The sequence below is a fragment of the Klebsiella sp. 10 genome (assembly GCF_018223925.1).
GTDB lineage: Bacteria > Pseudomonadota > Gammaproteobacteria > Enterobacterales > Enterobacteriaceae > Klebsiella > Klebsiella pneumoniae.
In genome coordinates this window covers 256652-276941 of the sequence record NZ_JAGRRB010000004.1, presented here as the reverse complement: position 1 = coordinate 276941, position 20290 = coordinate 256652, and the positions used below count along the sequence as shown (strand labels likewise).

The 20290-nt window shown below is 57.0% G+C and carries 20 protein-coding genes; 8 read left to right on the top strand and 12 right to left on the bottom strand.

Features of this window, described 5'->3' with window-relative positions:
- The first annotated feature begins 269 nt into the window (after positions 1 to 269).
- On the top strand, positions 270 to 2942 hold the full coding sequence (gene acnA / locus KHQ26_RS05540; RefSeq protein WP_004176472.1) for an aconitate hydratase AcnA: 2673 nt from the start codon (positions 270 to 272) through the stop codon (positions 2940 to 2942).
- A gap of 46 nt (positions 2943 to 2988) precedes the next feature.
- Here the strand turns inward: acnA and ribA are convergent, their stop codons facing one another.
- Positions 2989 to 3591, bottom strand: coding sequence for a GTP cyclohydrolase II (gene ribA / locus KHQ26_RS05535; protein ID WP_002901778.1), 603 nt, complete (start codon positions 3589 to 3591; stop codon positions 2989 to 2991).
- 163 nt (positions 3592 to 3754) lie between these two features.
- Here ribA and pgpB point away from each other — a divergent pair, with 163 nt between their 5' ends.
- The 5 genes from pgpB to yciH all read left to right on the top strand — a co-directional run bounded on the left by pgpB (position 3755) and on the right by yciH (position 7397).
- Positions 3755 to 4522, top strand: coding sequence for a phosphatidylglycerophosphatase B (gene pgpB / locus KHQ26_RS05530; protein ID WP_002901779.1), 768 nt, complete (start codon positions 3755 to 3757; stop codon positions 4520 to 4522).
- A 135-nt stretch (positions 4523 to 4657) separates the two neighbouring features.
- On the top strand, positions 4658 to 4966 hold the full coding sequence (locus KHQ26_RS05525) for a LapA family protein (protein WP_002901780.1): 309 nt from the start codon (positions 4658 to 4660) through the stop codon (positions 4964 to 4966).
- A 6-nt stretch (positions 4967 to 4972) separates the two neighbouring features.
- Positions 4973 to 6142 (top strand): lipopolysaccharide assembly protein LapB, encoded by a 1170-nt coding sequence (lapB, locus tag KHQ26_RS05520; RefSeq protein ID WP_002901781.1) that lies wholly within the window; start codon positions 4973 to 4975, stop codon positions 6140 to 6142.
- A gap of 191 nt (positions 6143 to 6333) precedes the next feature.
- Positions 6334 to 7071, top strand: coding sequence for an orotidine-5'-phosphate decarboxylase (gene pyrF, locus KHQ26_RS05515; protein WP_014907762.1), 738 nt, complete (start codon positions 6334 to 6336; stop codon positions 7069 to 7071).
- Positions 7071 to 7397: a stress response translation initiation inhibitor YciH gene (yciH, locus tag KHQ26_RS05510; protein WP_049125332.1), complete on the top strand. Its 327-nt coding sequence runs from the start codon at positions 7071 to 7073 to the stop codon at positions 7395 to 7397. Before pyrF ends, yciH begins: the two co-directional genes overlap by 1 nt.
- Positions 7398 to 7528: 131 nt before the next feature.
- Here yciH and osmB read toward each other — a convergent pair whose 3' ends face one another.
- From osmB to KHQ26_RS05475, 7 genes are all read right to left on the bottom strand, one after another.
- Positions 7529 to 7747 carry an osmotically-inducible lipoprotein OsmB gene (gene osmB / locus KHQ26_RS05505; protein WP_002901783.1) on the bottom strand — a complete coding sequence of 73 codons (219 nt, stop codon included), beginning with the start codon at positions 7745 to 7747 and terminating at the stop codon, positions 7529 to 7531.
- Between the two features lie 275 nt (positions 7748 to 8022).
- Complete coding sequence (locus KHQ26_RS05500; protein ID WP_002901785.1) at positions 8023 to 8772, bottom strand: DNA-binding transcriptional regulator YciT; 750 nt, start codon at positions 8770 to 8772, stop codon at positions 8023 to 8025.
- A gap of 71 nt (positions 8773 to 8843) precedes the next feature.
- Complete coding sequence (locus KHQ26_RS05495) at positions 8844 to 9023, bottom strand: hypothetical protein (RefSeq protein WP_002901786.1); 180 nt, start codon at positions 9021 to 9023, stop codon at positions 8844 to 8846.
- Between the two features lie 158 nt (positions 9024 to 9181).
- Entirely contained in the window at positions 9182 to 11116 is a 1935-nt protein-coding gene (locus KHQ26_RS05490; protein ID WP_002901787.1) for an exoribonuclease II, read from the bottom strand.
- A gap of 81 nt (positions 11117 to 11197) precedes the next feature.
- Positions 11198 to 12355 carry a carboxymuconolactone decarboxylase family protein gene (locus KHQ26_RS05485; RefSeq protein WP_020803567.1) on the bottom strand — a complete coding sequence of 386 codons (1158 nt, stop codon included), beginning with the start codon at positions 12353 to 12355 and terminating at the stop codon, positions 11198 to 11200.
- Between the two features lie 190 nt (positions 12356 to 12545).
- Complete coding sequence (gene fabI, locus KHQ26_RS05480; protein WP_004140277.1) at positions 12546 to 13334, bottom strand: enoyl-ACP reductase FabI; 789 nt, start codon at positions 13332 to 13334, stop codon at positions 12546 to 12548.
- 198 nt (positions 13335 to 13532) lie between these two features.
- Positions 13533 to 14075, bottom strand: a complete 543-nt coding sequence (locus KHQ26_RS05475; protein ID WP_020803560.1) for a HutD family protein — start codon at positions 14073 to 14075, stop codon at positions 13533 to 13535.
- A gap of 247 nt (positions 14076 to 14322) precedes the next feature.
- Here KHQ26_RS05475 and KHQ26_RS05470 point away from each other — a divergent pair, with 247 nt between their 5' ends.
- Positions 14323 to 15702, top strand: coding sequence for a purine-cytosine permease family protein (locus KHQ26_RS05470; RefSeq protein ID WP_004151902.1), 1380 nt, complete (start codon positions 14323 to 14325; stop codon positions 15700 to 15702).
- Positions 15703 to 15746: 44 nt separating this feature from the next.
- Here the strand turns inward: KHQ26_RS05470 and sapF are convergent, their stop codons facing one another.
- Genes sapF through sapC form a run of 3 tightly spaced genes read right to left on the bottom strand, consistent with a single transcriptional unit; the run spans position 15747 to position 18440 of the window.
- Complete coding sequence (gene sapF, locus KHQ26_RS05465; RefSeq protein WP_004140269.1) at positions 15747 to 16556, bottom strand: putrescine export ABC transporter ATP-binding protein SapF; 810 nt, start codon at positions 16554 to 16556, stop codon at positions 15747 to 15749.
- 1 nt (position 16557) lies between these two features.
- Positions 16558 to 17550, bottom strand: coding sequence for a putrescine export ABC transporter ATP-binding protein SapD (gene sapD, locus KHQ26_RS05460; protein WP_004140266.1), 993 nt, complete (start codon positions 17548 to 17550; stop codon positions 16558 to 16560).
- Entirely contained in the window at positions 17550 to 18440 is an 891-nt protein-coding gene (gene sapC, locus KHQ26_RS05455) for a putrescine export ABC transporter permease SapC (RefSeq protein ID WP_004151901.1), read from the bottom strand. Before sapC ends, sapD begins: the two co-directional genes overlap by 1 nt.
- A gap of 146 nt (positions 18441 to 18586) precedes the next feature.
- Between sapC and KHQ26_RS05450 the strand changes: the two genes are divergently transcribed.
- Entirely contained in the window at positions 18587 to 19804 is a 1218-nt protein-coding gene (locus KHQ26_RS05450; protein ID WP_080892535.1) for a tyrosine-type recombinase/integrase, read from the top strand.
- Positions 19805 to 20024: 220 nt separating this feature from the next.
- Here KHQ26_RS05450 and KHQ26_RS05445 read toward each other — a convergent pair whose 3' ends face one another.
- Positions 20025 to 20264, bottom strand: a complete 240-nt coding sequence (locus KHQ26_RS05445; protein ID WP_022631172.1) for a DUF4060 family protein — start codon at positions 20262 to 20264, stop codon at positions 20025 to 20027.
- Positions 20265 to 20290 lie beyond the last annotated feature (26 nt).

Below are 20290 nucleotides of genomic sequence, written 5' to 3'. Positions count from 1 at the left end.
TGAAATCACTCACCAGAGCTAATCACTGCCCGCTGGCCGATTAGCTCTTTTTTTGTCCTCGTGTACTAATACAATATCGGCATACGCCCTCTTTGCACTATTTTGGTGCTATTTCGCCTGCTCTCGGATAATTCCCGTTTCCTCTCTCTCTGTCTCGTCGTATTTAGCAATTTGGGTTGTTATCAAAGTGTTATGCTCAGTATGTGTTATCTTTAATGGAGACCCTGAGGAGAATCAGGGTATGCCATCCCTGAGATAAAGGAGGAGCTATGTCGTCAACCCTACGAGAAGCCAGTAAGGACACGCTGCAGGTCAACGATAAAACCTGGCATTACTACAGCCTGCCGTTGGCGGAGAAGCAGCTGGGCGAGATCAGTCGACTGCCCAAGTCGCTGAAGGTGCTGATGGAGAACCTGCTGCGCTGGCAGGACGGTGACTCGGTAACTGAAGAAGATATTCGCGCCCTGGCCGGCTGGCTGCAACAGGCCCATGCCGACCGGGAAATCGCCTACCGTCCGGCACGCGTCCTGATGCAGGACTTTACCGGCGTGCCGGCGGTAGTGGATCTGGCCGCCATGCGCGAGGCGGTGAAACGCCTTGGCGGCGATACGGCGAAGGTTAATCCGCTATCGCCGGTTGACCTTGTTATCGACCACTCGGTGACCGTTGACCGCTTCGGCGACGACGAGGCCTTCGAAGACAACGTCCGCCTGGAAATGGAGCGGAACCACGAACGCTACGCTTTTCTGCGCTGGGGGCAGCAGGCCTTCAGCCGCTTCAGCGTGGTGCCGCCGGGCACCGGTATTTGCCACCAGGTGAACCTGGAATACCTTGGCCGGGCGGTCTGGAGCGAGGAGGTGAACGGCCAGTGGATGGCGTGGCCGGATACGCTGGTGGGCACCGACTCCCATACCACCATGATTAATGGTCTTGGCGTGCTGGGCTGGGGCGTGGGCGGGATTGAAGCGGAAGCCGCTATGCTGGGCCAGCCGGTGTCAATGCTGATCCCCGATGTTGTGGGCTTTAAGCTCAGCGGCAAACTGCGCGAAGGCATCACCGCCACTGACCTGGTACTGACGGTTACCCAAATGCTGCGTCAGCATGGCGTCGTCGGCAAGTTTGTTGAATTCTACGGTGACGGCCTGGATACCTTACCCCTTGCCGACAGGGCGACCATCGCCAATATGGCGCCGGAGTATGGCGCCACCTGTGGCTTTTTCCCTATCGATGACGTAACGCTCAGCTATATGCGTCTCAGCGGCCGTAGCGAAGAACAGGTCGCGCTGGTGGAAGCCTACGCTAAAGCCCAGGGCATGTGGCGCCAGCCTGGCGATGAGCCGGTCTTTACCAGTACCCTGGCGCTGGATATGAGCAGCGTCGAAGCGAGCCTCGCCGGGCCGAAGCGACCTCAGGATCGCGTGGCGCTGGGCGATGTTCCGAAAGCCTTCGCCGCCAGCGGCGAGCTGGAGGTTAACCACCTTCAGCGTCAGCGTCAGCCGGTTGACTATACGCTGAACGGGCATCACTATTCGCTACCGGATGGCGCGGTGGCTATTGCAGCGATTACCTCCTGCACCAATACCTCTAACCCCAGCGTGTTGATGGCCGCCGGCCTGCTGGCGAAAAAAGCCGTCGAACGCGGCCTGCAGCCGCAGCCGTGGGTGAAAGCTTCCCTGGCCCCAGGCTCGAAAGTGGTGTCGGATTATCTGGCCCATGCCGGCCTGACGCCTTACCTCGACCAGCTCGGCTTCAATCTGGTGGGATATGGTTGCACCACCTGTATCGGTAACTCCGGTCCATTGCCTGAACCTATCGAAGAAGCGATCAAAAAAGGCGATCTGACCGTCGGGGCAGTGCTCTCCGGTAACCGTAACTTCGAAGGGCGTATTCATCCGCTGGTGAAAACCAACTGGCTGGCCTCGCCGCCGTTGGTGGTCGCCTATGCGCTGGCGGGGAACATGAATATCGACCTCACCCGCGAGCCGTTGGGACAGGGCAAGAATGGCGAGCCGGTCTATCTGAAAGATATCTGGCCGAGCGGGGAGGAGATTGCCCGCGCGGTGGAACAGGTCTCCACCGAGATGTTCCGCAAAGAGTACGCAGAAGTGTTTTCCGGCACTGAGGAGTGGAAGGCGATCAAGGTGGAGGCGTCAGATACCTACGACTGGCAGGAGGACTCGACCTATATTCGCTTGTCGCCGTTCTTTGACGAGATGGGCGCCGAGCCGCTGCCGGTAGAGGATATTCGCGGCGCGCGGATCCTCGCCATGCTGGGCGACTCAGTCACCACGGACCACATTTCGCCGGCGGGGAGCATCAAAGCCGATAGTCCGGCAGGCCGCTATCTGCAGGAGCATGGGGTTGCCCGGCGCGACTTTAACTCCTATGGTTCCCGTCGCGGTAACCATGAGGTAATGATGCGTGGCACCTTCGCCAATATCCGCATCCGTAACGAAATGGTCCCAGGGGTGGAAGGGGGCATGACCCGCCATCTGCCGGATCCTGAACCGATGGCGATCTACGATGCGGCGATGCTGTACAAGGCTGAGGGCACACCGCTGGCGGTGATTGCCGGTAAGGAGTATGGATCAGGTTCCAGCCGTGACTGGGCGGCGAAGGGGCCGCGCCTGCTGGGGATTCGGGTAGTGATCGCCGAGTCCTTCGAGCGTATCCATCGTTCCAACCTGATCGGAATGGGCATTTTGCCGCTGGAGTTCCCGCAGGGCGTCACCCGCAAAACGCTGCGGTTGACCGGGGAAGAGCGGATTGATATCAGCAATCTGCAGTCGCTTCAGCCTGGCGCTACGGTGCCGGTGACCCTGACTCGCGCTGACGGCTCGCAGGAAGCGATCCCTTGTCGGTGCCGTATCGACACGGCGACCGAACTCACCTACTACCGCAACGACGGCATCCTGCACTACGTTATTCGTAATATGCTGTGAAACAAAGGGCCAGCATCGCTGGCCCTTTTTCGGTTATTCCACCGGTTTATTCCGTCGGCTTGCTGTTCAGCAGATGGCCCATCTTGGCGGCTTTGGTGTCCAGATAGTGAGCGTTTTTCGGGTTACGCCCGACGATCAGCGGCACCCGCTCCACAATGTTGATCCCGGCTTCGGTAAGAATTTCCACTTTTTTCGGGTTATTGGTTAATAACCGCACCTGCTCAACGTTGAGCAATTTGAACATGTCGGCGCACAAGGTGAAATCGCGCTCATCGGCGGCGAAGCCAAGCTGATGGTTCGCTTCGACAGTGTCGTAGCCCTGATCCTGCAGCGCGTAGGCGCGGATCTTATTCAATAAACCAATGTTGCGTCCTTCCTGGCGGTGATACAGCAGGATCCCCCGACCTTCTTCAGCGATATGCGACAGAGCCGCTTCCAGCTGAAAGCCGCAATCACAGCGCAGGCTAAACAGGGCATCGCCCGTCAAACACTCTGAATGTACGCGGGCGAGGACCGGCGACTGCCCTGATATATCGCCATACACCAGCGCGACATGATCCTGTCCGGTTGCCAGTTCTTCAAAACCCACCATCAGGAAATCGCCCCAGGGGGTTGGCAGTTTGGCTTCTGCCACACGTTTAAGCTGCATGTGATTCTCCAGATTCTGTCAGCACCTGACTGTGCTTTCTGTTTCCCGCTATTTTGCCACAACGCCTGGAGGTTCTCCTAATCGCGAACGGTTAGCCGTGTGGAAAGCGCACAAACGATCTACTTTCCGCTATGATGTTCATCTACAAGGAGAAGGAGAGAAAATGCTGTTGATAGCCCGACGAACTGCTCTCGCGGCGGCGTTGCTGCTGGTTATGCCCCTCACGGTCTGGCTTTCCGGGTGGCTGTGGCAGCCTGGACTGCCGGTTGCCATGTTGAAAAGCCTGTGGTGGGTGACGGAAACGGTGACCCAGCCGTGGGGAATTATCACTCATGTCGTGCTTTGCGGCTGGTTCCTCTGGTGTCTGCGCTTTCGGCTGCGCGCGGCGTTGATCCTGTTCCTTATCCTTGCCGCCGCTATCCTGGCGGGACAGGGGGCGAAATCCTGGGTCAAGGCGCGGGTCCAGGAGCCGAGACCGTTCGTCATCTGGCTGGAAAACACAAGGCAGGTGCCGGTGACGCAATTCTACGCGTTAAAGCGTAAAGAACGCGCTAAACTGGTGCATGAACAGCTGGCGCAGGCGCAGGACATTCCGTCATTTTTACGCAAACACTGGCAGAAGGAGACGGGGTTTGCTTTCCCGTCAGGTCACACCATGTTTGCCGCCAGCTGGGCGTTACTCGCTGCGGGGCTGCTGTGGCCGCGTCGCCGCTGGGGCACAATCGCGGTGCTGCTGGTGTGGGCGACGGCGGTGATGGGCAGTCGCCTGGCGCTGGGCATGCACTGGCCGCTGGATCTCATCGTCGCCACGCTGATCTCCTGGCTGCTGGTCACGGTGGCCTGCTGGCTGACGCAGCGCCTTTGTGGGCCGCTCTCGCCGCCCGGAGAAGAGGCGCAGGATATTAAAAAACGGATGCCTGAAGCGGAATAATGTTGATTTTAGCGGCATCCGACCGCATATCCTGAAGAGTTGCCATGCTTTTTCATTCCACCGCTGCGGCGAAAATGATACTTTATAGGGCTGAAAGCGGGCTTTTTTCGCGCAACCCACATAACGGGAAGTCATGTGAAATATTTACTCATTTTCTTACTGGTGTTAGCAATCTTCGTCATTTCAGTGACGCTGGGGGCGCAGAATGACCAACAGGTCACTTTCAACTATTTACTCGCTCAGGGTGAATTCCGCATATCGACGCTGCTGGCGGTGCTGTTTGCCGCAGGCTTTGCCATTGGCTGGCTGATCTGCGGCCTGTTCTGGCTGCGGGTGCGTGTCTCACTGGCGCGCGCGGAGCGGAAAATTAAGCGTCTTGAGCATCAGATTGCCCCCGTCAGCCCGGCGGCTGTCGACGCAGGCGTGCCTGCGGTGAAGGAATAACCTCTTATGCTGGAGTTGTTGTTTCTGCTTTTACCCGTTGCCGCCGCTTACGGCTGGTACATGGGACGCAGAAGTGCACAACAGTCCAAACAGGACGATGCGAGCCGCCTGTCGCGAGATTACGTGGCGGGGGTTAACTTCCTGCTCAGCAACCAGCAGGATAAAGCCGTCGACCTGTTCCTTGATATGCTGAAAGAGGATACCGGTACCGTTGAGGCGCACCTGACGCTCGGTAATTTGTTCCGTTCGCGCGGCGAAGTCGACCGCGCGATCCGAATTCACCAGAGCCTGATGGAAAGCGCGTCGTTAACCTACGATCAGCGCCTGTTAGCGGTGCAGCAGCTGGGACGGGATTATATGGCCGCCGGACTGTATGACCGCGCGGAAGACATGTTCAAACAGCTGGTGGATGAGACCGATTTCCGCCTCGGCGCGCTGCAGCAACTGCTGCAGATTTACCAGGCGACCAGCGACTGGCAGTCGGCTATTGAAGTGGCTGAACGGCTGGTGAAGCTAGGGAAAGAGAAACATCGTGGCGAAATCGCCAACTTCTGGTGCGAACTGGCCCTGCAGCAGATGGCAGCCAACGATCTGGATAAAGCGATGGCGTTGTTGAGAAAAGGCGCCGCTGCGGACCGCACCAGCGCCCGGGTATCGATCATGATGGGCCGGGTGTGGATGGAAAAGGGCGACTACGCCAAAGCGGTGGAGAGCCTCGAGCGGGTTATCGATCAGGATAAAGAGCTGGTGGGTGAAACGCTGGAGATGCTGCAGACCTGCTACCAGCAGCTCGGCAAAACCGATGAATGGGAAGTTTTTCTGCGCCGCTGCGTGGAGGAGAACGCCGGGGCGACGGCCGAACTGATGCTGGCGCAGATCCTTGAGCAGCGGGAAGGCGTCGAAGCGGCGCAAAACTACGTTACCCGGCAGCTGGAACGCCACCCGACCATGCGCGTCTTCCATAAGCTGATGGACTACCATCTCAACGAAGCGGAAGAAGGGCGGGCGAAAGAAAGCCTTGGGGTGCTGCGAAACATGGTTGGTGAGCAGGTGCGCAGCAAACCACGCTATCGCTGCCAGAAATGCGGGTTTACCGCTCATACACTCTACTGGCATTGTCCGTCCTGCCGCTCGTGGGCGACCATTAAACCCATTCGCGGTCTCGACGGCCAGTAAAGCCAAAAAAAAGGCCTCCGTTAGTTACAACATATTTATGGCTTCACTCCTCTCCAGGCGCGGCCCCGGCAGCGCCATCGTCCGGTCAGGGCAGGTACGGCAGTCTGTTATTTTGTTCGCTTCACAGGTAGAATGCTGCCCGTTTACCTTTTTTGCGCCACCCCGGCGCCCATCAACACTAAGGTCTGGTCATGACGTCTACAGCTATCCCATCTTCCCGCGCTGTCACATCCTCTCCCGTTGTGGTTGCGCTCGACTATGATAATCGCGATAAAGCGCTGGCATTTGTCGACCGCATCGACCCGCGCGACTGCCGCCTGAAGGTGGGCAAAGAGATGTTCACCCTGCTGGGCCCGCAGTTTGTCCGCGATCTGCATCAGCGTGGGTTTGAGGTGTTCCTGGACCTTAAGTTTCACGATATTCCCAACACCACCGCCCGCGCGGTGGCCGCAGCGGCTGAGCTGGGCGTATGGATGGTGAATGTCCATGCTTCCGGCGGCGCGCGAATGATGACCGCCGCGCGCGAAGCGCTGCTGCCGTTTGGCAAAGATGCGCCGTTGCTGATCGCTGTCACGGTGCTCACCAGCATGGAGTCCAGCGATCTACAGGATCTGGGCATTACCTTATCTCCGGCTGACTACGCGGCGAAGCTGGCGGCGCTGACCCAACGCTGCGGCCTTGAAGGGGTGGTGTGTTCAGCCCAGGAGGCGGTGCGCTTTAAGCATGAGCTGGGGCAGGCGTTTAAGCTGGTGACCCCGGGGATTCGTCCGCAGGGCAGCGACGCTGGCGATCAGCGGCGAATTATGACTCCTGAGCAGGCTCAGGAAGCTGGGGTAGACTATATGGTGATTGGTCGCCCGGTTACTCAGTCGGCGGATCCAGCCGCGACGCTGCGGGCGATCAACGATTCTCTGCGCAAGGGGGCATAATGAGCGATTCCAACAGCCGTCTGGTCTACTCCACCGAAACCGGGCGTATCGACGAGGCGAAACCGGCGCCGGTGCGCCCGAAAGGCGACGGCATTGTGCGGATCCAGCGCCAGACCAGCGGCCGCAAGGGCAAAGGCGTCTGTCTGATTAGCGGGATTGATACCGACGATACTGCGCTAACCGCTCTGGCGGCAGAGTTGAAAAAGAAATGCGGCTGCGGCGGCGCGGTGAAAGATGGCGTGATCGAAATCCAGGGCGATAAGCGGGATTTACTCAAGTCGCTGCTTGAGGCGAAAGGGATGAAGGTCAAGTTAGCCGGTGGCTGATCGCTATTTTCCCTCTGCTCCAATGGTCTGGTTGAAATAACAAGGCCGCGGTAAATGCCGCGGCCTTGAATGATTTAACGTGCGTAAGTCAATTCGTGTGAATTATTCTTTTATTTCGTCAGATAATTAAATTATTTTCCGACCTGGTGACCAATAATACCACCGACTGCTGCGCCACCCAGGGTACCGAGCGCGCTACCGTCAGTTAACACCGCACCACCGATAGCGCCGGCGCCAGCGCCGATAGCCGTGTTACGATCGCGTTTAGACATGTTAGAGCAAGCGCTCAGAGACATTGCTACAGTGACAGCCAGAACGACAGCAGCCATTTTTTTGCTCGTTGAAGTCATCATTTTTTTTCTCCTGAATAATCTATTCATGGATTACAGCGCTCCTCTAAGCATAGCCTGATAAAGCAGCTTTAGGGCAATTCCATGAAGTTAAGGTGCGCAGGTGTCACGAAAATCACGCAGGTGATAGTCACTTCCTGTTATATCGCTAATAATAATTTTACTTTTTTTAAAATTTATCGTCAGGTAAAAAGTCTTAATTAGCGGCTCGGAATACTCTCAGAGCGATAAAGCGCCCCTTCCGGCGCTTTGGCAGGAGATGGGGCGACGGAAGATCAGATGTAGGGCACGATATCGACGGTCAGGCCGCTGCGGAGCAATTGTTCGCGACAGGCGTCCGGTAAGCGATCGTCGGTAATAACGCGATTAAAGCGGCCGGCGGGACCGAGCGGATAGGGATGTACCGCGCTGAATTTTGAACTGTCGCTAAGAATAATTGCCTCACAATGCTTCTCCAGCACGGCGTTCACCACGTCCGCACGCATCATATCGCGGCCAGTAAAGCCGGTTTCCGCCTGCCAACCGTCGATCCCGATGAAGGCTTTGCTGAAATGCACCTGCTGGATGAACTGACGGGTTAGCGGACCGACCATACTCTCACTGCGTTTCTGATAAATTCCGCCCAGCAGGATCACCTCTCCTGGGGTCTCTTTCAGCAGATGGGCGATATAGCTGCTGACGGTAATGATGGTGATATCGCCGCGCTCGGCCAGCGTACGCGCCAGCAGGGCATTGCTGCTGCCGTTTTCGATAAATACCGTTTCACCGGTATTCACTAGCGCCGCAGCCCGGCTGGCCAGCTCACGCTTAATGGCGAAATGGGTCATCATGCGGGTTTCGACATCTTCGCTGTCCAGCGGTACGGCATAACCATGAGTACGGCGCAAATAGCTCTGCTTTTCCAGCAAATTCAAATCCTGACGAATAGTAACCTCAGAGACACCGGTCATCTTCGCCAGATCGGCGACGCTCATGCGGCCTTTATCGATGACCACTTGCAAAATACTTTGTTGTCGGGCGTTCATAGCAACATCACTGTTAGGGGGCTATATGGCGAGCAACCGGTCCATATGGCCGGCTGCGGCATGGCTGATATTCAGATTTCCCAGGGCGCCTTGGGTTGGTTTTGTTGTTCAGCATCGTCCGCCGCCAGCGCCAGCAGCTCCGCTTTGAGGATCTCCAGATTATGGATCGCAGAATGGTAATCACCGGCAACCAGAATATCCAGCACGGTATCGATACGTTGAGCGAGCAGGTGGGCATTCACATCTGACATGGCATTATCCTGGTAACAAAAACGAATGAAATCAATGATGCTAAAAATGAATGAAAAAGAGAAGCGAAAAAAACGCACAACCTTAATCGGTGCGACGGAAATGGCTGGATAGAGAGGAAAGAAGCAGCGGTTCCCGCAGGAACCGCTGTGAAGGGGCGTCAGACCGCCGGACGCGCAATAATGCTGCGGGTTTCCATGCGAACTTCAGCGATAGTGACATCGATAACGTCAGTCACTTTATAGACTACTTCACCTTTGATCTGCACGGTACCGTTCTCCTGGCTGCACACCAGTTCGTCGCGCACGGCGTGGAGGAACGGGGCCGGAATAAAGGCGACCGCGCCATTGTCCACCAGACGCACGCGCATCCCGCCGCGGCTGACGTCGATGATCTCCGCCGCGAAGCGGGTATCGGTCCCGGCTTTATCGTTGAGGAAACGGGCGTACAGCCAGTCGGCGACGTCGCGCTCGGCCATCCGGTTGAGACGACGGCGCTCCGCCATCTGCACGGTGGCTTCATCCTGGGGACGCGCAATGGTCTCGCCTTTAATGATGGCTTTCAGCAGACGGTGGTTGATCATGTCGCCATACTTACGGATCGGCGAGGTCCAGGTGGCATAGGCTTCAAGCCCAAGACCAAAGTGCGGGCCCGGCTCGGTGCTGATTTCCGCAAACGACTGGAAGCGGCGAATGCGGCTGTCGAGGAAACCGGTCGGCTGAGCGTCCAGTTCCCGGCGCAGCTTGCAGAACCCTTCCAGGGTGAGCACTTCCGTCGGGTCGACGTGCACATCATGGGTTTTCAGCAGGGCGGCCAACTGCTCGGTATTCGCCGGGTCGAAACCGGTATGAACGTTATAAACGCCGAAGCCGAGCTTGTCGCGCAGAACGCGGGCGGCACAGATGTTGGCGGCGATCATCGACTCTTCGACAATGCGGTTGGCAATGCGACGCGGTTCCGCGACGATATCCAGCACTTCGCCTTTTTCGCCGAGAACGAAACGGTAGTCCGGACGGTCTTTGAACACCAGCGCATGGGTCTGACGCCATTCGCTACGACGCTGGCACACGTCCTTCAGCAGCGTAATTTGCTGCGCGATCGCCTCGCTGTCCGGCTGCCAGCTGCCGCGGCCTTCCAGCCAGTCAGAGACGTCGTCATAGGCCAGCTTGGCTTTCGATTCGATGGTGGCGGCAAAGAACTCGATATTGTCTTCGATGGTGCCATCGGCCGCCAGAGTCATCCGGCAGGCCAGCACCGGGCGCACTTCGTTAGCGCGCAGGGAGCAGAGATCGTCCGACAGCTCGCGCGGCAGCATTGGAATGTTGAAGCCCGGCAGATAGTTGGTAAAGGCGCGCACTTTTGCGGCGTTATCCAGCTTGCTGCCTTCGGCAATCCAGGCGGTCGGGTCGGCAATGGCGACCGTCAGCAGCAGTTTGCCATCAGCAGTGGACTCGGCATACAACGCATCGTCCATATCTTCGGTGCTGGCGCTGTCAATGGTGACGAAGTCGAGGGCGGTTAGGTCGCGGCGCGTCAGCCCCTCGTCGAGCATCTCGGTGGCGACGCCGTCCGGTGCCTCTTTCTCAAGATTATGGCGCGCCAGGGTTACCCACCATGGAACGAAGTGGTCGTCGCTAAAAGTGATGAACTGGGTCAACTCCGCGTAAAATCCGCGGTCGCCTTTTAATGGATGACGGCGCATCTCGGCGACGGCCCAGTCACCCTGTTTAAAATCGTGCTCAACGCCGCGGGCGGCGCGGCAGGGAATGGCGTCTTTCAGCAGCGGATGGTCAGGAACGATAGCGAGGCGATCGTCTTTCTTCTGGACTTTACCGACAAAACGAGTCAGGAAGGGCTCAACCAGCGATTCCGGCTCGGCGCTTTCGCGTTCTTTTTCAGAATGGATCACCGCGACGATACGGTCGCCATGCATCACTTTTTTCATCTGCGGCGGCGGAATGAAGTAGCTCTTCTGAGCGTCCACTTCGAGGAAGCCAAAGCCCTTTTCCGTGCCCTTAACGACCCCTTCCGCGCGCGGCGTCTGGGAATGCAGTTGCTGTTTAAGCTGCGCTAGCAGCGGGTTATCCTGAAACATAATTAGGTATTTTCGTGGCTAAAAGAGCGGCTGACATTTTTACGCGAATATGCCTGCCGCAGCAAGCGCTGTTTCAGCAATTTACGTCTGCTGACGCACATTGCCGAGGGCGATTTTCAGACGATTCATCCATCCGCACAGCCCGCTCCAGATCAACAGATCGATTGCTTGTTGCGCAGAGAGTCGATATTCCGCGAGGGGCGTTAACTGGGCGGCGCTAAACCGGTCAGGCGAGCGGGTTAACAGCTGCACCGCGGTCACGAGAGACCGGGCCTGAGGATGCTGCTGGAGCCAGTGATGGAGGGCCTGGTCGCCCTCCCGCAGATGGCTGGCGAACTCCTCTTCACCCTGCCAGTGGGGGAGCCAGGCGTCAAAACAGGTGGGGCTGCCATTGGTGCGCGCCGTGAGTAAGGCGACCTGCGGACCAAAGGTATCATCCGTGCTGAACTGGCGGATCAAGATCTCCAGAGGCGCGAATAACTGTGGGTCGCAGGCCAGCAGCGGCGCCAGCTCGCCCAGACCGGGCAGCGACTGCCAGCCGGCGATGCGCCGCTGACGCTCATCATCGGCATACTGCAGGTCGGGATCCGCAATGTCTGCCTGCCATGCTCCCGGCGGCGGGGCGAACAGCTCCGCGGGTGCCTCCTCTTGCTGGGGCATACCGGGGATCCAGCGCACCGGAAAGCCCTGGGCCGCCTGCAGGACGGCAATCGCCCGCGCCTGGAAGCCGACGAATCCGATAATCTGGTTGAACAGAATAATGTCCCGACTGGTTAAGCCCACTTCGTCCAGCTGGCTACGGGAGAGAGCGTTAATAACCGAGGGCGAACCGGCAAGCTGACGAGCATATTGCGTGATTTGCGCCAGACGACGGTTGCTCTCGCGCGAGGAGTCGGGGCCTGGCAGGGGAGCAAGGCGGGCGGCGTAGTGGTTACACAGCCGCTGGACGCCGTAGACCTGGGCGACGGTGAGCGCGGTGCTGAGTCGATCGTAAGCGGTAAAGGTCTGCAGGCGACTCACCGCCACCTGGTCGGGAAACAGCAGTTCGGCCAGCTGGCGTGCGGGGTGTAGCCAGTCAGCGTGGGCACGTAGCCAGGCGGCCGGCAGCGTCAGGTCCAGCAAAAAGCGGTCTTCAACATGGGCGGCTTCAGGGACGAGCGGCAGGACATCCACCGGGCAGATTGTTGACTGGGTTTCGTGATACCAGTGATTTTTGCCATTCACGCGGCGTGGCTCCATGGGCTTTCCTTGTTCGGTATGTGGCGAACCGCCGTTCCGCGGATCGTTTATGCAGAACTATCCTGGCGTAACCCGGAAGCAGGAGAAAATATTGATACGTGCTAACAAATAGCCGATTGGAATAACAGGTGGGGTGTAAGGCGTGGGGGAGGGAAGAACCCTCCTCACCGGGGCGAGGAGGGGAAGGAACTTATTTCAGTTCCAGCTCGTTCATGGCGGCGATATTGAACCCGCCGTCAACGTGAACGACTTCACCGGAGATCCCCGCAGACAGGTTGGAGCACAGGAAGGCTGCGCTGTTACCCACATCTTCAATGGTGACGGTGCGACGGATCGGGGTGACCGCTTCGCAGTGCGCCAGCATTTTACGGAAATCTTTAATACCGGACGCGGCCAGCGTACGGATAGGACCGGCAGAGATGGCATTGACGCGAACGCCTTCCGGACCCATGGCGTTAGCCATATAGCGGACGTTAGCTTCCAGAGAGGCTTTGGCCAGACCCATCACGTTATAGTTCGGGATCGCGCGCTCTGCGCCCAGGTAGGAGAGCGTCAGCAGAGCCGAACCCGGGTTCAGCATGCCGCGGCAGGCTTTGGCCATTGCTACGAAGCTGTAAGCGCTGATGTCGTGCGCGATTTTAAAGCCGTCGCGAGTGACAACGTCAACGTAGTCGCCGTCTAACTGGTCAGCCGGGGCAAAACCGATTGAGTGGACGAAACCATCGAATTTTGGCCAGACTTTTTCCAGCTCGGTGAACAGCGCGGTGATGCTCTCATCTTCAGCAACGTCGCACGGCAGCACAATGTCAGAACCCAGCGCGGCAGCAAACTCTTCTACGCGACCTTTCAGTTTCTCATTCTGATAGGTGAATGCCAGTTCCGCGCCTTCGCGGTGCATTGCCTGCGCGATGCCGTAGGCGATGGACAGTTTGCTGGCGACGCCAGTGATCAAAATGCGCTTACCGGAAAGAAAACCCATAGCTTTAATCCTTATCGTTATTGCTTATTTTTACTTTAACAATCATAACGTTAACATTGTTATTTCAAAATAACTCAAATTTAGCCGGGAATTATATCCCACTGACGACCCCTTGTGTCACGATATTTTTCAGCCGGTCCGCGCCGCGCGGGGCAAAAGTACATCGCGATAGCTGCAGTATATCATCTCTCCTGACGATTATTTGAGCGCGATCTCCGCCAGCAGCAGGCGTCCATTGCTGCCCACGGGACGCAGATTCCGCGGGGATCCACCGCGCCAGCAGAGGCCGCTGCCGGCCGCGCAGCGCCGCCCGGCCAGATCCCACTCGCCTTGTAGAACATAAGCAACCCCCTCGCTGGCAGGGCATTGCAGGTCGCTAACGACCTGAACTGTCGCCGACGCGCGCCCGCGCTGAGTCATGATATTGAAGTCCAGCCCTGGCGCAACGATCCCGACGCTGGACAGCGCCCATTCGCCGGGGAAAGCCCACGGCTGCCAGAGCGCCAGCGGTTGGTCGATATTCTCGCCACACAGCCGTAGCGGCTGCCCCGCCAGCAGAGTAATGACCCGGTCGACGCCAGGAAAGGGGGAGAAAGGGCCATCCGCCTGCAGGGTGGCAATACTCGCTCGCCAGAGAAAAGGGGCATCTGGAGCGGATACGCAGATGATTTCGCGCGTCTCTCCGCCGCCGTTTTTCCACGGCGTGACGGGGAGCGTCGAAAGTTGAAAAGGGACCATCATGGGCAGCATACCTTAGTTAATCGCTTCCGGCGTCAACAATAAGCACCGCCTTGAGCTAGTTTAGTAACTTTCTGCAATACAAATATTTTACATATTCGTCACAAAATGAGAGTGCATGCAAGGCGGTGAGTTGTCAATGCTTGTATATACAAGAACGATTGAGTGAGGTGATATTAATAACTTGAGTGAGGAATCTATGTCTTCGTTTTCGTCTACAGACGGGCAGTCAAAGAGCAATTATGCTGGAATGAGTGAAAGGCGGTCGATTGATTACATCCCGGAAAGCGAACGGCATGGACACCCTTTTAGCCAGTTCACCCTTTGGTTTGGCGGCAATCTGCAAATTACGGCGATTGTCACTGGCGCTTTAGCCGTTGTGCTGGGCGGCGATGTAGTGTGGTCTCTGGTCGGGCTTCTGGTCGGTCAGATGCTGGGGGCGGCGGTGATGTCTCTGCATGCGCTGCAGGGACCGCGACTGGGACTTCCGCAAATGATCCTTAGCCGCGCCCAGTTTGGGGTTTTTGGCGCGGTGGTGCCGCTGGTGCTGGTTTGCGTCATGTATATCGGTTTTTCTGCCAGCGGCACCGTATTGGCCGGGCAGGCAATGGCCAAACTACTGAATATCAGCCACGTAGCCGGGATGCTGATATTCAGTGCGATTATTATCGTTATCGCCGTCCTCGGTTATAAGGTGATCCACAAGCTGGGCAAACTGGCGAGTATCGTCGGAATTCTCGCCTTCGTTTATATGTTCATCACGCTGCTACTTTCGGCCGATCTCAGTGCGCTCGCGCACAATAACCATTTTTCGCTGCCGACGTTTTTATTAGCCGTATCGCTCTCCTCATCGTGGCAGATCGCTTTTTGCCCCTATGTATCCGACTATTCGCGCTACCTGCCACGCGATGTTTCCGCCACGAAAACGTGGTGCTCAGTGTTTTTCGGCACCGTATTGGGTACACAAACGTCGATGACGCTCGGGGTTCTGACAGCGGCCATTGCCGGCAGCGCGTTCCCTGGTCACGAGGTGAGCTATCTGGTGGGATTAGGTAAGAGTCAGGCGATGGCCATGGTTATCTATTTCGCCATCTGTTTTGGTAAAATTACCTTCACTACCCTCAATGCGTACGGCAGCTTTATGTCGCTGACCACCATTGTTTCCGCCTTCCGCCGGCAAACCGTGCTGTCACAAAAGTGTCGCATTGCATTCGTGGTGCTGATGGTGACGGCTTCCTGCATTATCGCGTTGCTTAGCGAACCCGCTTTCTTAAAGCATTTCACGCATTTTCTTCTGTTTCTGCTGGCGTTCTTTGTGCCGTGGAGCGCCATCTGTCTGACGGATTATTATCTTATCTCGAAGGGCGCCATCGATATTCCGGCGCTAAGCGACCCGCAGCAACGCTACGGGTTCTGGAACCTGTACGCGATCACCCTGTATATCGTCGGTGTGCTTATCCAGTTGCCGTTCATTGAGAACCCGTTGTTCCATGGTTCGCTCACGTGGATCTTCGCCGGTAACGATGTCTCATGGATAATAGGCTGGTTTGGCACCGGGGTTCTTTACTACGCGCTGCGCCGCTTTGACCGCCGGTCGCTGCCGGCGCAGAGTCTTTTCCCTTCTACCTGAATGACAAGGGCGGCGTGAGGGCCGCCCCTGCCGTTGCCTGCCAGCTATTTCCCGTCTTTGCGCCAGGCGTCGGCGGTGAGGGCTTCCCCGAAGTGGCCGGCGATCAGGCGCCGGGTCAGGTCGTGCAGCGGCGAGGCCAGCACATCGGCAGTGCTGCCGCGTTCGACCACTTCGCCGTTATGCATCACCAGCACCTGATCGCTGATGTGTTTCATCATTCCCAGGTGCTGAGTGACATAGATATAGGAGATGCCCTGTTTCTCCTGCAGCTCCAGCATCAGGTTGATAAGCTGGGAGCGCATCGACATATCCAGCGAGGCCAGCGCCTCATCGCAGACGATAACCTTCGGGCGCAGGATCAGCGCCCTGGCGAGGCCGAGACGCTGCTTCTGACCGGGCGCCAGCATATGGGGGTAGTAGCTGACGTGGTCCGGCAGCAGACCAACCATGCGCAGGGTGTCGATTATCTGCTTCTGCCGCGCCTCGGCGTCGAGATCGGTATTCAATCGCAGCGGAAAATCGAGGATCTGCGAGATGCGCTGGCGCGGGTTCAGCGAGGTCGACGGATCCTGAAAGATCATGCGAATCTTCTGGCTGCGGTAGGAGTAATCCCCAAAAGTCAGCGGATGATCGTCAATCAGCAGTTCGCCGCTGGTGGGTTCCACCATGCCCGCCAGCATCTTCGCGAGGGTCGATTTCCCGGAGCCGTTCTCGCCGATAATCGCCAGCGTCTGCCGTTCACGCAGGGTAAAACTCAGCGGCTTAACCGCCTCAACCGTCTGACGGTGAAACCAGCCGGTGCGGTAGCGAAAGGTCTTACTGAGTTGGCGAACTTCCAGCAATGTTTCGACCATTTCACTCTTTCTCCATGTTCAACGGGAAATGACAGGCGTACAGATGGTTGCGCGCCCCGGTAAGACGCGGCGTTTCGATACACTCGCGCTGGGCGTACGGGCAGCGCGGCCCCAGCCGACAGCCGATAGGCAACTGCTCCAGTAGTGGGATCGCTCCAGGCAGGGTGTTGAGGCGACTTTTATGCGGCATGGCGCTACCGAAATCCGGGATCGCGCGGATTAACGCCTGGGTGTAGGGGTGATGTGGGAGGGTGATCAGCTCTTCGCTGGGCCCACTCTCCACCGTCTGCCCGCAGTACATGACGTTGATTTTATCCGCCCATTTGCTGAGCATTTGCAGGTCATGGCTGATCAGCAAGATGGTGGTGTTGTTGTTCTGGTTGAGCCGCGTCAGCAGGCGAATAATCTGCGCCTGGGTGGTCGGCTCCATGGCGTTGGTCGGCTCGTCGGCAATCAGCAGACGCGGCTGGTTGGCCAGGGCGATGGCGATCATCACCTTCTGGCACTCGCCCTCGGTCAGCTGATAGGGGAAGCTGCGCATGGCATCTTTGTGATCTTTAATGCCGACGCGGTGCAACAGCTCGATGGCCCGGCGCTTGCGCCAGCCCAGCCGTTGCCACCAGCGGCCCTTGTAGGTCCAGCCGGGGATACTCTGAATCAGCTGCTGGCCGATGCGCTCAGAGGGATCGAGGCACGACTGGGGCTCCTGAAAAATCATCGACACGTTATGGCCGATCAGCTTCCGGCGCTCGCGGTTCGACAGTCGCAGCAGGTCAATGTCATCGAAGCGCATGCGGTCGGCCGTGACCCGCCAGTTGTCTTTGGTCACGCCGCAGATAGCTTTGGCAATAAGGCTTTTCCCGGAGCCGGATTCCCCCACCAGGCCGCGGATTTCGCCTTCGGTCAGCGTCAGGCTGACGCGATCGACGGCTTTTACCCAGCCTTCGCTGGTTTTAAATTCAATGGTTAAGTGACGAATATCGAGTAACGGCATTATTCTACCCCGGCAATGATCGCCCGGCGAATACCGTCGCCCAGCAGGTTGACCAGCAGTACGCTGAGCATAATCGCCGCCCCGGGGAGCATCACGGTCCACGGCGCCACATAGATAAGCTCCAGCGCATCGCCCAGCATGGCTCCCCATTCCGGCGAAGGCAGCTGGGCGCCGAGATCAAGAAAGCCCAGCGCGGCAATATCCAGAATGGCCATCGACAGGGCGCGAGTGATCTCGGTCACCAGGCCGGAGGCGATATTGGGCAGGATGGCGAACAGCAGAATATTCAGCGTCGAGGCGCCGTCAAGGCGGGCGGCGATGATGTACTCTTTCTCCAGCTCATCGTGGACCATGCTGTAGACGGAGCGCACCATGCGCGGCAGCAGCGCCAGCCAGACGGCGAACATCGCATGGCTGAGATGCGGCCCGGCAAAGGCGACGACGATAATCGCCAGCAGCAGCGAGGGGATGGAGAGCAGGGTGTCGAGGATATGGTTCATCACCGCCGAGCGCAGGCCGTGGGTCGATCCGGCAATCACACCCAGCACCAGACCAAACAGCGTGGCGCCGAGGGTGACGACAAAAGCGCCGCCGACGGTGGGCGCCGCGCCGCTCAGCAGTCGGCTCAGCACATCGCGGCCGAGGTCATCGGTTCCCAGAAAGAAGGAGACTTCGCCATAGCGCGACCACGACGGCGGCAGCAGCTGATAGCCAAGGAACTGCTGATCGATGCCATAGGGGGCGAACCAGCCGCCGAAGACGCAGAGCAGCAGCAGGCCCGCGCAGCCGTACAGACCGATCATCGCCGTGGTGTCGCCATAGAACTTACGCCATACGGTGCGCAGCGCGCCGGGCGGACGCTTTTCCAGATAAACGCTATCGTAGGGCATATGAATCCGTTTTAAGTTTGTTAGTCATGCTTTAAGTCTTTTCAAAAATCCCGCTAATAACAACATCTTGCCAGCATAGAGTGCTTTAATTTTGTGTGTTCTGCATTGATTTGAAGGTTATCAATTTAAGTAAAATGTGTACACTGATGTGTATATCGTCTTCCGGAGTGTACACATTGCTTACCGACACAAAATTAAGAAAAGCTCTTGGCAAAAAGAGAGACCAGATCGAGGTCATTTCGGACGCTCATGGTCTGAATGTCCGGTTGTCTACTTCCGGCAGTATAACATTCTTTTACCGCTACAGATGGAACGGGAAAGCCGCTCAGCTAACGATTGGCGATTATCCAACCACCTCCTTATCTCAAGCTCGCGAACGTAGACAGCAGTTCAGGGCCTGGTTGACAGAAGGACTCGATCCGAGACGGCAAACAGTTCTGGAGAAACAGAAAAAAGTCGAAGCACTCACCGTTAAAGAGGCTTTCGATTACTGGGAAAAGTATTACTGCATCCCTGAAGGTCTTGTGAAAATCAAGGTTAACCGGCGGGACTTCAATAACCATATCGCGCCTGTGCTGGGGGACATGATTGTTGATCAGACCACTAAAGCGCACTGGCTTAACCTTTTTGATGGCATGGGGCGAAGAGTTGTCACTGGTCAGATGCTGGGGCTGATGCAGCGTACGTTCCGTTTCTGCTCCAATCGAGGGGTAATTAATGTTAACCCAATTGAAAGCCTTAGGCGCTCTGACGTAGGTCTCACAGCATCCGTAAAAGATCGCAGATTGAGTGATGAGGAAATCAAAACGGTTTGGAACATTCTTCCTGAATTGAAGTACAGACAACAGCTGATAATGAAGTTTCTCATCATGACTGGCTGCCGGAGTACAGAGATTAGGACAGCAAGATGGGAGTGGTTCGATTTCCATGAGCAAACGTGGACCATTCCGGCAAGCGATTATAAAACCGGGAAATCGGTCAGAAGGGCACTCCCCGAGGCAGTAGTAAGAATGATGTTAGCAGAGAAGGAAACGTCAGTTTCAAAACACGTTGTGACACTGTCACGTTACAGAGGGCCAGAAGATGACAGACCGCCACAACAACCAAACGTCGCTCTGTTTTCTGCTCAGATTATAGCTAAAACAGGCATGAAACCCTGGTCTCTCCATGACCTCAGGCGAACAGTGGCGACACGCCTTTCTGAATTAGGTGCGCCGCCACATGTTGTGGAAAAACTGCTTGGCCATCATATGGCAGGTGTCATGGCACGTTATAACCTGCATGATTATCTGGATGATCAGCGTCACTGGCTTGCTGTTTGGCAGGATCACCTTGAGAAGCTGGTTGGTCAGCCTCTGGTTTGATCCCCACGTTATCTTCCCAGGCCAGCAAGTCTGAAAGTCTCCACCTTTTAGGGCTGCCATTTATTTTAGGCTGCGGGAATGGCTGAGCAAAGTAAGAGGGCATCCGGGATGGGGTGCTCCAGAAATAGAGTGTGCTGCGCGATATTTTGTATCTGGACAGAACGTCATCGGTTATCAAAATTTCATCTGATTTATGAGATGTATTAGTCATAAAAACCCCTTAGTTACATTGTCCAGGCAGATGGTGTAGCCGGCGCGCGCAGCTCATGGCTGTGGCCACATAGCTACTTTTTCTGTTAACAACTTCTACAGTGATCTTTGAGCCTTGAACCACCACCGTATAAGTTCTCTTCGTTTTCTGTCGCCCGTAAGCTCCATAAAGCTCAACGTGTTTTGCCAGCGCGGCATCGCACGCCTGGCGGCCCAGAGGGGAGTGTCTGCTTCGGTTAATCAATCGCATATACATTCCTTTATCGGGAGAGTTTC

What these genes read in the sequence shown, in the direction of transcription:
- KHQ26_RS05495 (WP_002901786.1), bottom strand. Translation starts at nt 9,023, where the DNA reads ATGTCAGATGTGAATGCCCACCTGCTCGCTCAACGTATCGATACCGTG.
- sapD (WP_004140266.1), bottom strand. Translation starts at nt 17,550, where the DNA reads ATGCCGTTACTCGATATTCGTCACTTAACCATTGAATTTAAAACCAGC.
- acnA (WP_004176472.1), top strand. Translation starts at nt 270, where the DNA reads ATGTCGTCAACCCTACGAGAAGCCAGTAAGGACACGCTGCAGGTCAAC.
- KHQ26_RS05500 (WP_002901785.1), bottom strand. Translation starts at nt 8,772, where the DNA reads ATGAACGCCCGACAACAAAGTATTTTGCAAGTGGTCATCGATAAAGGC.
- KHQ26_RS05475 (WP_020803560.1), bottom strand. Translation starts at nt 14,075, where the DNA reads ATGATGGTCCCTTTTCAACTTTCGACGCTCCCCGTCACGCCGTGGAAA.
- osmB (WP_002901783.1), bottom strand. Translation starts at nt 7,747, where the DNA reads ATGACTTCAACGAGCAAAAAAATGGCTGCTGTCGTTCTGGCTGTCACT.
- yciH (WP_049125332.1), top strand. Translation starts at nt 7,071, where the DNA reads ATGAGCGATTCCAACAGCCGTCTGGTCTACTCCACCGAAACCGGGCGT.
- ribA (WP_002901778.1), bottom strand. Translation starts at nt 3,591, where the DNA reads ATGCAGCTTAAACGTGTGGCAGAAGCCAAACTGCCAACCCCCTGGGGC.
- lapB (WP_002901781.1), top strand. Translation starts at nt 4,973, where the DNA reads ATGCTGGAGTTGTTGTTTCTGCTTTTACCCGTTGCCGCCGCTTACGGC.
- sapC (WP_004151901.1), bottom strand. Translation starts at nt 18,440, where the DNA reads ATGCCCTACGATAGCGTTTATCTGGAAAAGCGTCCGCCCGGCGCGCTG.
- KHQ26_RS05485 (WP_020803567.1), bottom strand. Translation starts at nt 12,355, where the DNA reads ATGGAGCCACGCCGCGTGAATGGCAAAAATCACTGGTATCACGAAACC.
- sapF (WP_004140269.1), bottom strand. Translation starts at nt 16,556, where the DNA reads ATGGTCGAAACATTGCTGGAAGTTCGCCAACTCAGTAAGACCTTTCGC.
- KHQ26_RS05445 (WP_022631172.1), bottom strand. Translation starts at nt 20,264, where the DNA reads ATGCGATTGATTAACCGAAGCAGACACTCCCCTCTGGGCCGCCAGGCG.
- KHQ26_RS05470 (WP_004151902.1), top strand. Translation starts at nt 14,323, where the DNA reads ATGAGTGAAAGGCGGTCGATTGATTACATCCCGGAAAGCGAACGGCAT.
- pgpB (WP_002901779.1), top strand. Translation starts at nt 3,755, where the DNA reads ATGCTGTTGATAGCCCGACGAACTGCTCTCGCGGCGGCGTTGCTGCTG.
- pyrF (WP_014907762.1), top strand. Translation starts at nt 6,334, where the DNA reads ATGACGTCTACAGCTATCCCATCTTCCCGCGCTGTCACATCCTCTCCC.
- KHQ26_RS05490 (WP_002901787.1), bottom strand. Translation starts at nt 11,116, where the DNA reads ATGTTTCAGGATAACCCGCTGCTAGCGCAGCTTAAACAGCAACTGCAT.
- fabI (WP_004140277.1), bottom strand. Translation starts at nt 13,334, where the DNA reads ATGGGTTTTCTTTCCGGTAAGCGCATTTTGATCACTGGCGTCGCCAGC.
- KHQ26_RS05450 (WP_080892535.1), top strand. Translation starts at nt 18,587, where the DNA reads ATGTGTATATCGTCTTCCGGAGTGTACACATTGCTTACCGACACAAAA.